The sequence below is a fragment of the Alcanivorax sp. HI0044 genome, assembly GCF_001634945.1.
Genome location: NZ_LWEZ01000421.1, coordinates 1 through 1,029, shown reverse-complemented (window position 1 = coordinate 1,029; position 1,029 = coordinate 1). Strand labels below are relative to the sequence as shown.

General features: G+C 55.2%; 1 protein-coding gene. It reads right to left on the bottom strand.

Annotation, left to right across the window (positions count from 1 at the left end; translation table 11 throughout):
* The coding region (locus A3730_RS31085; RefSeq protein ID WP_197477304.1) for a GEVED domain-containing protein at positions 1 to 1,029 on the bottom strand (1,029 nt) is incomplete at both ends.

The window sequence follows — 1,029 nt, the reverse complement described above, 5'->3', positions numbered from 1 at the left end:
AATGGTCACCGGCGTGACCGTAACGAAATTGGAGGAATTATTGCCGCTGGATGTTTCGCCGTTATTGGTGATCTGACGATTGGATACCATCCGCTCGCCGGCATCGCTGAAATCCCCATCCCGGTTCCAGTCGAACCAGACGTTCAGGTAACCCGAACCGTATGTGGTCACCGACAGTTCGCTTTGCTGCCCCGGAAAGATGGATTGATCATTCAGAGCGCTTCCGCCCAGGGTAACGCCATCTTCATCGTCAAAGTTGACAACCGCGCCCCCCGCCCCATCAAGGTCATCACCGTCCGCGCCCGCACTGGCTTGCTGCGCACTTTCATGGTCTGGCACCAGACCGGCACCTAAACCCAGAAAACTGCTTACAGCCTGTCGGGCAGCCACATAGGGCGAAGGGGCATCGCCGTAATCCGTATTGCCGTCCACCACATCATCGAAATCGTCAACACGCAGAGACAAATAGGAAACACGCCGGGCGGTACTCGACGAGCTTTCTGTTCCGTACGCATTATCATTCTGAACCCGAAAAGACGCACTGGATGTTTCCGAAAACACCACACTGGCACGGCACTCGGGCTCGACGGTTGTGGCACCGTCGGTGCAATCAGTATCCCGCCCTTTTATGCGCGTGTTATAGCCGCCAGACGCCGATGAAGAAACGGTGGTATCCGTGTTAACGGACACATAGGAACGCGTTTTTTCACCGGTGTTGAAGTAAAGGTCATCACTGCCCGTGCTAGAGTTGTTACTGTCCAGATCGAACCCGGTAACGATCAACCGGTCCACAACAACAGGCGTGGTGGTTCCCTGACGAACCACCGTTAACCGCAAATCCTGGTAGGCAATATTTTCGCCGTTATCCTTGTCTCGCAAACTGGCAAACAACACGCCCTCTTCCACCCCCAGACACTGAAAGCTCCCGGCCTGATCATTGTCTTCCTGCAGCACCTGAACCAGAACATCCAGCGCCTGACCGTCGTAGCTTGCGGATGTACCAAACCGGTATGTCGCCTGAGAGCAGTC